Source organism: Bacillus sp. FJAT-25509 (assembly GCF_001420605.1).
Taxonomy (GTDB): domain Bacteria; phylum Bacillota; class Bacilli; order Bacillales; family Bacillaceae_G; genus Gottfriedia.
Genome location: NZ_LJIZ01000013.1, coordinates 1 through 13,489 on the forward strand (window position 1 = coordinate 1; position 13,489 = coordinate 13,489).

A 13,489-nucleotide genomic window follows, 5' to 3' on the forward strand; every position below is an offset into this window, starting at 1 on the left:
CCAGTAAAATACCGAGTTCATGCCCAACAGGCTGCCTAATTGAAGTAACCAGTCTAACTTTATGGGGTCACTACAATTAAGCTTAGGATGGTTTTCTTTTGTTTAAAAAGATTAGTTCAAATATTACTATAGCTAAGTTGTTTTTTCCCTTGAAACTCTTCAATTAGAGAAGTTCAATATAACTTTCGTCCACTTTTATGAAGAAAAACCAGCTTAAAATCAGTATAAATGTCGTTATTATACTTTTTTTACCATTAATTGACAAAAAATTCTGAATTGATGATATACTTTCTTTTATAAATGAAAAAGGAGGTATCTTTTGTTGTGAAATCTTTAAAATCAATAGTTGTTTGGGGATTAATTTCAATACTTGGAGCTTTCTGTTTTTCTGTTTTAGCTTTAAAAAGAGGGGAAACAATAAATGCAATTTGGCTCCTCACAGCGGCAGTTTGTACATATGCAGTGGCTTATCGTTTTTATAGTAAGTTTATTGCAGATAAAGTGTTTAAACTTGATGAAACTCGTAAAACACCTGCCGAAATTAATAACGACGGTAAAGACTTTGTACCGACTAATAAGTGGGTATTATTTGGCCATCATTTTGCAGCGATCGCAGGGGCTGGGCCTCTAGTTGGACCAATTTTAGCTGCGCAAATGGGTTATTTACCCGGAACGATTTGGATTATTGTAGGAGTTGTATTTGCTGGCGCAGTACAGGATTTTGTCATATTAGCTGCTTCGACACGTAGAAATGGTAAATCACTAGGTGAAATGATTAAAGAAGAGATTGGTCCTATAACAGGCGTTATTGCTTTAATAGGTATTTTAGGAATTATGGTTATTTTATTAGCTGTTTTAGCCCTTGTTGTAGTTAAAGCACTTGCGGGAAGTCCGTGGGGAATGTTTACGATTGCGGCAACAATTCCAATCGCACTTTTCATGGGTATTTATATGCGATACATACGCCCAGGCCGAGTAGGAGAAGGGTCTTTTATTGGTGTGATTTTATTACTAATTTCATTATATGCGGGACAATATGTAGCAGAAAGTCCAACATTAGCGGCAATGTTTACGTTTAAGGGAGAAACGATTGCCCTTATGTTAATTGGTTACGGGTTTATAGCATCAGTACTTCCAGTTTGGCTATTATTAGCTCCACGTGATTATTTAAGCACATTTTTAAAGGTTGGAACGATTTTAGCTTTAGCAATTGGCATTATTATTGTAGCACCGGATTTACAAATGCCGGCCGTTACAAAATTTATTGACGGAACAGGACCAGTATTTGCTGGAAATTTATTTCCATTTTTATTTATAACAATTGCTTGTGGATCTGTTTCTGGATTCCACGCATTAGTTGCTTCAGGTACTACCCCTAAAATGATTGAGCGTGAAACGCATGCACGTGCCATTGGTTATGGTGCTATGTTAACGGAGTCTTTTGTAGCAGTAATGGCTATGATTGCTGCTTGTTTATTAACTCCAGGAGCATATTTTGCCATCAATAGCCCACCTGCCATAATTGGAACTGACGTAAATCAAGTGGCTCAAGTAGTTTCAAGCTGGGGCTTTACAATAGCTCCAAATGATTTGAGCACGCTAGCCAAAGACGTAGGTGAACAAACAATCCTTTCTCGTACTGGTGGGGCACCAACTTTAGCAATCGGCATGGCGGCACTCTTCTCTAAAGTAATCGGTGGTAAGGCATTAATGGCTTTCTGGTATCACTTTGCTATTTTATTTGAAGCTTTATTTATTTTAACAACAATTGATGCTGGAACTAGGATTGGCCGTTATATGACGCAGGATATTTTAGGCAATGTGTATAAGCCATTTGGAAAAACGGATTCACTTCCTGCGAACTTAATTGCGACAGCCATTTGCGTTTTTGGCTGGGGGTATTTCCTTTACCAAGGAGTTATTGATCCGCTTGGAGGTATTAATACTTTATGGCCATTATTCGGAATTGCAAATCAAATGCTCGCCGCGATTGCATTATTGCTAGGCACAACTATATTACTGAAAATGGGGAAAAAGGCATATGCATGGATTACATTAGTGCCAACGATTTGGATCTTAATCGTAACAATGACTGCTGGTTGGCAAAAGCTGTTTCATGCATTACCAAAAATAGGATTTTTAGCGCATGCTAAAATTTTTAAAGATGGTTTAGATGCTGGCAAAATCCTTGCACCGGCAGCTAGTAAAGCACAAATGAATCAAATTATTTTAAATGACTATATTGACGCAACGATTTGTGGAGTATTTATGGTGATTGTGCTTTTAGTTCTAATTGCTTCGGTTCGAAATTGGATAAATATATTGTCCAATAAACCAATAAAATTACATGAAACTCCGTATATTAAACGCGAAGAAAGTGAACCGAAAAATTATGCATTATAAAGTGAAGGAGTTCAAAAAATATTATAAACAGTTTATTAGTTTATTAGTAGGTGTACCAAGTTATGAGAAATATGTTGAACATATGAAAACACAACACCCTGATCAACCAATTCAATCTAGAAAAGAGTTCTTTATCGAAGCACAAGAGTCACGTTTTAATTCTAAAGGCGGTAAAGTTACTCGTTGTTGTTAAAGTAACATCAAAATGATCTAATAAGTGAAGAAAATCCACAAGAGAAATAATCTTGTGGATTTTTTTTTCTATTTATTATCTCTACGATATAAATCCATCGTTTTATAACCAGCACCTAGGGCCATTTTCATTTCTTCTCGTCTTTTTGTTTTCGTTGCTTCTTGCTTAGCGCTATAGACGTGTCGTGCCCAATCTTTACGATACCCAGGAGTTAGAGACTTATAAATCGTAAGTAATTCAGGAGAATCTTCTAAATCCTTTTCGACGTTTGGAATCATTTCGATATAATCATCTACGCATTGACTTGCTTTTGCTGAGTTCACAGCTTTTGTTTTTGATTCGTCTTTTAATCCAATAACCGTAAAGACGTCATCCAGTCCAACCATACGAGCAAACTTAATTGTACTTGAACCAATATAGCCGCTCTCATCAGCACCTAATCCCTCAAATAAATCATCACGATGAATATAAGTCGGATATACTTTGTTGCCTTTTTTAGGGTAGGCAATAAAAATATAGCCATTCTTATCTAAATAATGATTTCGGGTAATCTTTGTTACTAGTTTTTTAAGCGAGTCCATATCAAGTACAAAAGCAAATATTAGATCATAAGGATGATTTAATAGATCCGTATCAAAATGTGGTAAATCTGCAAAATAATTTGCATCACTTGGCTGATTTAAAACGGTAGCTTTTTTATACTTTTTTAAGTTTAGTTTTTCAACAATCGTTTTCGTCATCCCGATCCACCTTTAAAGTAGTATGTATAATGTTATTATAAATCAAAATAAGTAAAAAAAATAATAGAAGCTCAGATAGAGCTTCTATTATTTAGAGTAGGGAATAGGGATTATAAAAGTTTAAAGAGCTTCTTTAATCACTTTTTTATAATAAAGAACGGATAAAAGACCAAACACAGAGTATAAAACCGCATATAAAACCATGACGATAATCATTGGTGTCCACACTTCAGCACCAAATAAGAACCATCCAGATTGAACGGCAAAATAGCTATGAACTAGTCCGACTACTAATGGGATACCAAAATTAAACAATTGCTTAGAGCGTATACCTCTTAATAAGTCTCTACGGGAGAAACCTAGTTTGCGCAAAATTGTATAATTTGGTTTTTCGTCAACACTTTCATCCATTTGTTTAAAGTATAAAATACATCCCGATGTCATTAAGAACGTTAGTCCTAAAAATCCTACGATAAACATAATAAGACCCATATTTGCTTTCTGACTTTTAACGATTTGAAGTCGAGAATCATTAGGATAATTCTTTTCAAGTTGATGGTCCACAAAAATATTATTTGCTTTTTCGATTAGTTTTTCATCACTTATATTAATTCCATTGTAGACAGTAGAATCTTTTTGAATTGATGGATCAAGATTCTGTTTTAACGTTTTAAATACTTGATCGTCCACTATGACAGTAGGAAATCCGCCATTTGTGAAGTAGGAAGGTATAATCTTTTCACGTTTTAATCCTAAATAGTTAAGGTTAAACTTTTTCTTGTTGCTAGTTAATTCAATATGCCCTGAATCCTTTAAGGTCATAAATTTTTGAAGCATATCATCGTATCCAGTAAATAACACTTCATTTGAAGCAAGGTTTAGTTTAACTGACTTTTCACTTACGACCGCAAGTGGAAACTTGTCTGCATCCTTCATCATGCCTTCTAACTCTTTATCGAGTATATTCTTTATATTTGCATTAACTTGAATAACCTCGGTGTGTTTTTCTCTATATTTAATACCATTTTTATCTAGCGCAGATGTGAAAGTTTGTAAATCCTTTTTATTATTTAAGAAAAAATCAGCAGGGACGTGGCTCTCAGCTGTCTTTTCTGCAGAATAATAAGATATATAGCTTAAAGATAATAAGCCAATCGCTAGTGCTGAAACAGTTGTAATAATAGTTAGTAATAAGGCATTAGACTTCATTCTAAACATAATTGAAGATAAAGAGAGAACATCATTAATATTTAAATAGCCATTTTTCTTTTTACGAACGATATTTAAAATAAAACGAACCGAACTTTTATACACTAAATAAGTTCCAATAATGACTGACGCTAAAATATAAATCATTACCGAAAATAGTTGAGTCATAGTAGTAAAATCGCCATCAAATAATTTTGATGATAGAAAATAACCTGAGATAATTAATAAAATACCTAAAACTCCAATAGAAATCTCGAAAATAGACATTTTTTTAAGCTTTCCTTCAGTCGATGAGACTACTCGGAATAAAGATAAAATAGTTTGTCTTTTAATAAAAGCATAATTCATTAACATAATGAACGCGTAAATGACGACAAATACTATTAATGTTTGTACTAATGCTTGTGAAGAAAAATGTAAATTAGCAATCGCTTTAACTCCTACGATTTTATATAGAATCATAACGATCAGCCTTGAAATAGAAAAACCCACTAAGACACCAAGAACCAATGAACTAAAATATAGAATACAATTTTCAACTGTTAAAATACCGAAAATCCTGTTTTTAGTCATTCCGATTAATTGGAACAAACCAATTTCTTTACTTCTTCTTTTTATAAAAATCATATTTGCATATAAAAGGAATATCGAAACGATCGCAACAAGTAAAATCGACGCTGAGCGAATTGCAGCAGCTCCTTTAATCGAACCTTTTGTCGCATCCATTGAGGGATCATACTGCAATGTAACAAATGAGAAATATAAAGCAGCACTAAATATTAAAGCAAAAACATATAGATAATAGTTTTTTAAATTCTTTTTTAAATTTCGGAATATCAAATGATTAATGCTCATGGTGAACACCACCTAATACACCTTGAGTTTTCATGATATCTTTAAAGAAATTTTGTCTCGTTTCATCACCTTTGTGTAGTTGTGAATAGATTTGTCCATCTTTAATAAAGACAACTCGATTGCAAAAGCTTGCTGCTACTGGATCATGTGTAACCATTACAATTGTCGCGCTTCTTTTCTCGTTTAGTTCGCTTAGTTTATTTAATAAATCTGAAGCAGATTTTGAATCTAATGCACCTGTAGGTTCATCAGCGAAAATAATACTAGGTTCATGAATAAATGCTCTAGCGGCTGAAGTACGCTGTTTTTGTCCCCCAGAGATTTCGTTAGGATACTTATCTTTTAATTCGTAAATACCAAGCTCTTTAGCGATTACATCAAACTTTTGATTGGCTTCACTTGGTGACGTTTTTGTTATTGATAAAGGTAGAAGAATATTTTCTTTTACAGTTAATGTGTCTAGTAAGTTGTATTCCTGAAAAATAAAGCCTAAATAGTATTTACGAAATTCTGCTAATTGCTTTTCTCTCATATCCGTTATATCTTTACCTTCAATTGCAATCGTTCCACTATTAATCTTATCGATCGAAGAAAGAACGTTTAGTAAAGTTGTTTTACCAGATCCAGATGGCCCCATGATACTAACAAATTCACCTTTTTCGATGTTTATATTAATGCCACTTAACACTTCTTGTTTATTAAATTTATTTCCGTAACTTTTATGAATTTTATTTGCTTCTAAAATATTCAATTCATACACTCCCTTATTTTCATTCGATAAAATTAGTATAAATGGTTACATAGACCGTTTCCTTTGATTAACCGAACAATAAACAAAAGCATGTGACAATTTTGTCACATGCTTGTTATTTTTACAAATTCATTTCGTTTAGGGAATGTTAGCGTGAAAATTGAACCTTTATCTAACTCAGACTTTACTTGGAAAGTAATATGTAGTGACTGGGCAGCTTTCTTTGCTAAATATAACCCCATCCCTGTAGAGGCATTGTCTTGATGCTGAAACGTAGAAGTAAATCCTTTTTCAAAAATTCGCGGCAAATCTTTTGAATGAATACCACGACCAAAGTCTTCAATTTCAAGAATCACATGCTCATTAATTTGCTTACTTATAATCCGAATGTCTGAGAATGTACTATATTTCACTGCATTTGTTAATAGCTGCCGTAGTATATAGGATAGCCATTTAGCATCACTAAATACTTCTAGCTCCTCTAATTCAATGTCAAATCCAATCCCTTTATGTATACACCATGATTGCAAAGTTTTAATTTCTGGATAAATGACATCTTCCAGCTCAATTTTTTCTATATAAAGATCATTTTCAATAAAAGGTATTCTTTTTTGGTGAAGCTGTTGATCTAATAATAGGTGAATACGTAGCCATTCATATGTTAAATTTGACTTTAACTTTTCATCCTTCATACGATCAATCATTAAGTGCATTGCTGTTAAAGGCGTTTTTACTTCATGGATCCATGATAGGAGCTCATCTTTTTCTTGCTCTAAATAAGTTTGATTTTGAATAGCAATTTTTTTTAATAAGCTTGTTTGATTTGTTAAACTGTTTTCAACAATTTCTTCAAATGGGCTATTTGACTCTTCAATTCCCGTCAAATCAAGGTTATCCTCACGTTCAACAAGACTTTTATAAAATTTTATTTCTTTAGGATATCGAATGACTAAAAAAATGATAAACAATAATAGTGATAGAAAGACAATGTAAAGTAATGATTTTAAAGGAATTGACAAATCAATAAATGAAACAAATACAATGAGTACTTGTGTTAGTAGAAAAAAAAGAATCCAACTAAATCGCTCAATTAGAAATGTTTTAATCATTAAATCTCCTCTTCTAAAGCAATATATCCTTGACCAACCTTAGTTTCAATAAATTGTCCTAATTCTATTTCATCTAGTCTTTTACGCAATCGATTTACGTTTACTGTTAAGGTGTTATCACTAATAAATCGCTTATCATCCCAAAGGGCATTAATTAAATCCTCGCGACTTACGATTTTATTTTTTTGTTCAATTAGCAGTTTTAAAATATAGATCTCATTCTTTGTAAGTTCAATTGCACCATTTTCATTTGATACAGTATTTTTTTCATAGTCCACGGTTGCACCACACCAAGTTTTAAGTGCAATTTTTTCGGTATTATAATTATAGACGCGTCTAAGAGTAGCCTGGATTTTTGCAATTAGTACATCAAAATGGAATGGCTTTTGTATAAAATCATCTGCTCCAAGCTGCATCGACATGACCATATCTGAAGGGTGATCTCTTGAAGATAAAAAGATAATAGGTACGTTTGAATGGGAACGAATCATCCGACACCAATGGAATCCATCGTATTTTGGCAGTTGTATATCAATGATGACTAAATCTGGTTTTATCTCTGTAAATTCTTGGATTACCTTACTAAAGTCTGTGATCCCATAAACCTCGTAGGACCATCCTGATAGCCGATCTTTAATCTCAGTGAATAGAGAAGAATCATCTTCAATGAGTAATAGTTTAAACAAATGGTTTCACCACACTTCTTATTTACTTTCCATTAATTGTAAAATAAAAACAAATTAAGTGCCATAAACGAATATAGTATTTACCTGAATAAAAAAAGTACACTGTATTTTATACAGTGCACTTTAAAGTGATTTTTTATCGATTATCAATTTTCTCAGGATATAAATCATGGTTCATCATGCGATGTTCAGCCATTTTTTCGTATTTCGTACCTGGGCGACCATAGTTGCAGTATGGGTCAATTGAAATTCCACCACGTGGAGTGAATTTTCCCCAAACTTCAATATATCGAGGATCCATTAATTTAATTAGATCATCCATAATGATATTCATGCAATCTTCATGGAAGTCACCATGATTACGGAAGCTAAAGAAGTATAGTTTTAATGATTTACTTTCAACCATTTTCTTTTCAGGAATATAGCTAATATAAATTGTCGCAAAATCAGGTTGACCAGTTTTTGGACAAAGTGAAGTAAACTCAGGGAAATTAAACTTTACGAAATAATCACGATTTGGGTGAGTATTATCAAATGTTTCTAATATTCCTGGATCATATTCAAATAAATATTTTGTGTTGTTGCTGCCAAGTAATGATACTTCTTCTAGTGAACCTTTTGATCTTCCTACCATGTTGGTTAAACTCCCCTCTTATTTCCCCAAACAAATGCATGTAATTGAGGTAAAACTTTTACATTTTTAAAGACTTTTGATTTCATTGCTTCATCTATAAGCCATTCGTAACGATTTAACATGTATTGTAATAAAGTACCATCATCCGCATTTAGCCAACTATTTCCGACTTGTAAAAAGAACGGAACATGTGGGAATTTTTGATGAACAGTTTCTGCATAAGCTAAATCCTTTTCATCAAAAATTACAACTTTTAAGCAAAACTTCGGGTGATTTTCTAAATTTTGAATGATGCTTCCTAGCATATCAAAATCAGTATTCATGCCACTGCTAGGCGGTTTAGGCGATAAAGTAACTTCATCAATAGAAGGTAACCATGGTTGCCACTTACTACCTTGAGTTTCAAGAGCTAAAGTCATATTCTTTTCCTTTAAAAACTCAACTACAGGGCCTAAAGATGGAAGTAAGGCAGGATTTCCACCAGAAATCGTTATATGAGAGAATGTATCGCCGCCTAGACTCATTAAATTCTCCCAAACTTCTTCTGCGGCCATCCATTTTATATTTTCTTTTTCACTACCATCCCATGTGAATGATGAATCGCACCAACTACAAGAGTAATCACAACCCGCCGTACGAATAAACATCGTTTTTTGACCAATTGCCATTCCTTCACCCTGTACAGTAGGTCCGAATATTTCAAGTACTGGAATTTTACTCATTGATCATCCACTCCCTACGAGCTTCTGCATAGCTTGTAGGCGTTTCAAATAAACGAACAAACTCAACTCGAATATCTTGTGCAGGATTTGTTTCATCTTTAAGCGCATTTTCCATTTGCTCAAAAATCCAAACAACCATATTCTCTGCTGTTGTATTCATCAGAGGTAGCATCTCATTTAAATAACGATGATCTAAATAGATTTCAATTTTTTCTTTCCAAATCTGCTTAATATCACCAAAATCGATCACTAAGCCGATCTCATCAACAAAACCACTAATTCCAAAAATAACTTTATATGTGTGGCCATGTAAATTCTTACATTTACCTTCATAGCAGTGTAAGTGATGTGCAGCATCAAAGGTAAATTCTTTATTAACAAGAACTCGTTTATGGTGATATTTTAAGTCTTCTTTTTTAATATGCTCATCAATTTTATGAAGTCTTTCTACGATGCGAAAATCAAACATGCTTTGCGGCTCCCTTCGATTGTAGATAACGATCTAAACCAGCCTGACGAAGCTCACATGCCGGGCATTCTCCACAACCATCAGAAATAATGCCGTTATAGCAAGTTAATGTTTTATTTTTAACGAATTCAAATGCGCCTAAATCATCAGCTAATTTCCATGTGTCAGCTTTATCAATCCACATAAGTGGAGTATGAATAACAAATGGATAATCCATTGATAGATTAAGAGTTACATTTAATGATTTAACAAAGATATCTCGGCAGTCAGGGTATCCGCTAAAGTCAGTTTCACAAACACCAGTAATAATGTGCTTTGCGCCTTTTTGTTTAGCAAGTACTGCTGCAAAAGATAGGAATAATAAGTTACGTCCATCAACGAATGTAGAAGGAAGTTCGCCTTCTTCGTGAGTTATATCAATATCTGATCTTGTTAAAGCATTTGGTGCAAGCTGATTTAACAAGGACATATCAAGGATATGGTGAGGAATATTTAATTCCTTACAAATATCTGCAGCTACATCTAATTCTAGTTTATGGCGCTGATTGTAGTTAAACGTAACAGCTTCAACTTCACCAAATTGTTGCATAGCCCAGAATAAACACGTAGTACTGTCTTGGCCACCGCTAAATACAACGATTGCTTTTTCATTTTTCATATTTCTTCTCTCCTTTACATGATTAAAAAGAAGAGGGCATCCCGAATAACAAAAATAAAAACAATACGACAAATATTGTTTTTCGCCTTATTTTTTTGTAGAGGGGAGTTTGCGACCTCTACCATAAGTAATAAAACTTATGGATTTTTTATTAAATTTTCTATTTATTAAATTGTACTAGAGAAGTACAATCATAATTCCTATTATAATCGTTTCATGAAAAAAGAACAAAAACTTTTGTAAGAAAGTAAAAATTTGCATATTTAACCTTAAAAATCACTGTGATTTATAAAATGTTAAATAAACTTCGCGGGGGTAGAGCAATTTCTTTTAGCGAAAGTAGAGGAAAGAAAATGGACTATATATTGATTGTCATGCTTCAAAAAGGAGGGAGCTAGTTGTGTAGGCACAAATGTTTTTTTGCGCCTAAAGCTGTATAGTAACTATTGTTTTTTTCTACAAAGCGGGGGAGGGCTAGGGGAAGTAATTGAAAATCCAAGAAGTTACTCGAAATTGTGATACTCTGGTGGATTAAAAATTGTAGAATCTTCTTCTATTATAGGGGATATAAATATAACTCAACGAATGATTGGTAAAATTATGACTGTATCAGGAACAGAAGTTGCATCTTGGGAAAAAGCATTTGTAAATGTAGGGGAGGACCTAATAACAGAAGCTATCGCAGTATATTGGAAGCTTCAAGTAAGAGTTTAGGGTTGTCACTATGAACTTGGTGCAAAAATGATACTATTTAAGTAAAAGCCTATTCAAGTGTTAGTTAATCAAAATAAAAATAAGTAATCCACATGTGGATATCAAGAAATAAGGAATTTATCCACAAACGGGTAGGTAGAAGTCATCTGATTATATTTTAATTTTTAGAGTAAAGTTAATTTAAAGTAAGTTGTACACATATTTGTACACAGGAATACGTTTTGTAAACAATTGTACACATATTTGTACACATATTTGTACACAGGAATACATTTTTGTAAACGATTGTACACGATAAAGTGTACTTGTGTACAATTATGTAAACTTTACATGTTATTGAAATAATGAGATTGTCTAATCCAAATATTCTTCATTATTTTTTATTTGATCAATTTGCTCTGGTTATTTGTGTTAGATATTCGTTGATTTCCACTACGGGATTCTCGCTTTCCGTGTGGAGCGATCTGAGCCTTCCCACGTATTTCACAGGAATCAACACCCATTCATTCCATTCAAGTTCTCCGTAAAAAAAATTTAATCTTAAAAAATATCTAAAGTAATCATTACTCTAAAGAATTACCTCTTAATAATCATCGGCTTACACATCAATACAAATATTGTAAACAATTTAATGTTTTGAGCCTCTGAAAAAAGATACTGGTAGTTATTATGACACTAATTTTGTAAATATTAGTTTAGTAAGTTGGTCGAAATAATTTTATCAACGAAATTCACAACATTATGAATGAAGCTCACTTAGTGTTAGTACTTTTCGATATTGACTCCAATATATTGAAACATTCTTATTTAAATAAAAATATTCATAAGCTTTTCGTAGGTAGAAGACAGCCGTCCCAAGAATAATTTTTAAATAAAAAAAGAAATGTATACATTTTTGTATACAAGTACACTTTTTTGTGTACAGTTGTATACGTTTTTGTACACATGTACACAAAAGTGTATACAAATTTATGTGTTTACAATTTTGTATACAAGATGACATTTCAGTTACATTTTTATAATAGTTCAGTACGGGACATTGACCGGATGACTAAAGTTAGATAATCTTAAATCAGAATTATCTATTAATATGTAAACCTATTAACGAAAGGGATGATTTAAGTGGTAAATGCTCGTATAGCTGCTATTGATGTAGGAAACGATTCACTCAAAGGAATTTTTGGGAAGATGGAATCTGAGATTAATATTCCTAATATTATTGCAAGGGATACAGAAGATCGTCCAATCATTGGGATAGAAGAATTAGACAACCAAGATCCAGTTGATGGAATACATATTCGCGTTCACTCTCCTACTTTAAAAGAGAATAATACTGTTTACCGAGTAGGAAACTTAGCAACAAAAAGTAGTAATGCAACGGAATTAGATCCAGGAAGCAATAAGTCTGAAGAAGATCAAACACTTATTATGTTATTTGCAGCGTTAGCATTAGATGCAGCTAGAGAAGAAAATAAACAAATAGTAAAGAACTCAAATAATGTAATTGAGGCAACTTACATATTAGGAACAGGCCTACCGCTTAGAGAAGTAAAAGAAGGTAAGGACGTTGGCTATCGATCTCGATTACTAGGTTCAGTTCACCAAGTGGAATTTTTAGTAACACCTAGACATCAAGGATTAAAAGTTAATATTAAATTTGAAGACGTTAAGGTTTATCCTGAAGGTTTTGCCGCTTTTATTAACCTAGTTATGGATAGTCATCTAAACATAATTAATAAAGACCTTATAGATAAAAAGATCCTTATTCAGGATATCGGAGGGTTATCAACTGATATTGCCGTCATTAGAAATAGAAAGGTAGATGACGATAAAGCTCAAGGCTTTAATCTAGGAGTAGCAGAATCTCTAGAAGCAATTCGTGAAGAGATTCGTTCTAGACATGGAGTTGAACTCGATAGTCGTAGAGATGTTGTAGAGATAATAACTAAAAAAAGCGACAGAAATCATATTTATGTTAAGGGAAGTAGGACAAGCGTTCATGATATTGTAGACCGAATTCTATTAGAATTAGCAAAAAAACAATATCGTCATTTAAGAAATATTTGGCAGAAAAACTCTCAAACGGAGATATGCTATTTCATCGGTGGAGGATCCCTAATCTTAAAGGATTATCTTAAGACACTAAATAACAACCTAGACGGATATAATATTGATTTCTTTGAAGATGAGAAGGAAAGTATCTGGATGATGGCGAATGCTTATTATAAACTAATTGCTGATTTTGATATAAAAAGAATAAGGGAATCCCGAAGAGAAGCAAATCAAAATCAAAATCAAAATCAAAATCAAAGAGAAGAACAAAAAATGTCTAAATCAAAATAAGGT

General features: G+C 32.9%; 12 protein-coding genes. 3 read left to right on the top strand and 9 right to left on the bottom strand.

Going from position 1 to position 13,489, the window contains the following annotated elements:
* The first annotated feature begins 300 nt into the window (after window positions 1–300).
* Window positions 301–2,403: a carbon starvation CstA family protein gene (locus AN960_RS07395; RefSeq protein WP_429898723.1), complete on the top strand. Its 2,103-nt coding sequence runs from the start codon at window positions 301–303 to the stop codon at window positions 2,401–2,403.
* Complete coding sequence (locus tag AN960_RS07400; protein ID WP_056469068.1) at window positions 2,393–2,596, top strand: YbdD/YjiX family protein; 204 nt, start codon at window positions 2,393–2,395, stop codon at window positions 2,594–2,596. The genes AN960_RS07395 and AN960_RS07400 overlap by 11 nt, the downstream gene beginning before the upstream one ends.
* 68 nt (window positions 2,597–2,664) lie before the next feature.
* Here AN960_RS07400 and AN960_RS07405 read toward each other — a convergent pair whose 3' ends face one another.
* From AN960_RS07405 to queC, 9 genes are all read right to left on the bottom strand, one after another.
* Window positions 2,665–3,336: a YdeI/OmpD-associated family protein gene (locus AN960_RS07405; RefSeq protein ID WP_056469071.1), complete on the bottom strand. Its 672-nt coding sequence runs from the start codon at window positions 3,334–3,336 to the stop codon at window positions 2,665–2,667.
* Window positions 3,337–3,456: 120 nt separating this feature from the next.
* Window positions 3,457–5,400, bottom strand: coding sequence for an FtsX-like permease family protein (locus AN960_RS07410; RefSeq protein ID WP_056469075.1), 1,944 nt, complete (start codon window positions 5,398–5,400; stop codon window positions 3,457–3,459).
* Window positions 5,390–6,151: an ABC transporter ATP-binding protein gene (locus tag AN960_RS07415; RefSeq protein ID WP_056469078.1), complete on the bottom strand. Its 762-nt coding sequence runs from the start codon at window positions 6,149–6,151 to the stop codon at window positions 5,390–5,392. The genes AN960_RS07410 and AN960_RS07415 overlap by 11 nt, the downstream gene beginning before the upstream one ends.
* Window positions 6,152–6,255: 104 nt before the next feature.
* Window positions 6,256–7,260 carry a sensor histidine kinase gene (locus tag AN960_RS07420; RefSeq protein ID WP_056469080.1) on the bottom strand — a complete coding sequence of 335 codons (1,005 nt, stop codon included), beginning with the start codon at window positions 7,258–7,260 and terminating at the stop codon, window positions 6,256–6,258.
* Window positions 7,260–7,946, bottom strand: coding sequence for a response regulator transcription factor (locus AN960_RS07425; RefSeq protein WP_056469083.1), 687 nt, complete (start codon window positions 7,944–7,946; stop codon window positions 7,260–7,262). The genes AN960_RS07420 and AN960_RS07425 overlap by 1 nt, the downstream gene beginning before the upstream one ends.
* 136 nt (window positions 7,947–8,082) lie before the next feature.
* Complete coding sequence (gene queF / locus AN960_RS07430; protein ID WP_056469085.1) at window positions 8,083–8,580, bottom strand: preQ(1) synthase; 498 nt, start codon at window positions 8,578–8,580, stop codon at window positions 8,083–8,085.
* 5 nt (window positions 8,581–8,585) lie between these two features.
* A complete protein-coding gene (gene queE / locus AN960_RS07435) occupies window positions 8,586–9,302 on the bottom strand; it encodes a 7-carboxy-7-deazaguanine synthase QueE (RefSeq protein ID WP_056469088.1) in 717 nt (238 codons plus the stop codon).
* Window positions 9,295–9,771, bottom strand: coding sequence for a 6-carboxytetrahydropterin synthase QueD (gene queD / locus AN960_RS07440; RefSeq protein ID WP_056469092.1), 477 nt, complete (start codon window positions 9,769–9,771; stop codon window positions 9,295–9,297). Before queD ends, queE begins: the two co-directional genes overlap by 8 nt.
* The gene (gene queC, locus AN960_RS07445; RefSeq protein ID WP_056469096.1) at window positions 9,764–10,429 is read right to left on the bottom strand and encodes a 7-cyano-7-deazaguanine synthase QueC; all 666 of its coding nucleotides are present in this window, start codon (window positions 10,427–10,429) and stop codon (window positions 9,764–9,766) included. Before queC ends, queD begins: the two co-directional genes overlap by 8 nt.
* Window positions 10,430–12,265: 1,836 nt before the next feature.
* On the opposite strand from queC, the gene AN960_RS07450 reads away from it, so the two are divergent.
* Window positions 12,266–13,486, top strand: a complete 1,221-nt coding sequence (locus AN960_RS07450; protein WP_056469099.1) for a ParM/StbA family protein — start codon at window positions 12,266–12,268, stop codon at window positions 13,484–13,486.
* Window positions 13,487–13,489: the final 3 nt, after the last annotated feature.